The following is a 257-nucleotide window of genomic DNA, read 5'->3' as shown; positions in this document are numbered from 1 at the left end:
ACCTGTGGTACAACGCAGCGACGTCGCGCAACGCTTTCGTGTCGAGCTCTGGTTTAACCGGATCCGTCGGGTTCCAGTACCCGCAGGCGGCCGAGACGATTGCGGACAACTGGAGGACGTGCCTGTCATCCCGTTCCGACCGCGTGAAGCGAAGATTCCATGCCGCAATTGCCTCATTGCGGGTTGGCCGGCGAATCGTGACGCAAAAAACTGTGCACGAAATCTCCCACACAGTCTGCCCGCCCGCGCGCTCGACG

At 61.5% G+C, this 257-nt stretch carries 1 protein-coding gene; it reads right to left on the bottom strand.

Features of this window, described 5'->3' with window-relative positions; genetic code table 11:
* A partial coding sequence (locus SB775_RS31240) for a hypothetical protein (RefSeq protein ID WP_410865159.1) occupies nucleotides 1–232 on the bottom strand: 232 nt, incomplete at its 3' end.
* Between the last annotated feature and the right edge of the window lie 25 nt (nucleotides 233–257).

Source organism: Peribacillus sp. SIMBA_075 (genome assembly GCF_046534585.1).
Note: the sequence above shows the minus strand (reverse complement) of the source record. Positions and strands in the feature narration are given on the sequence as shown.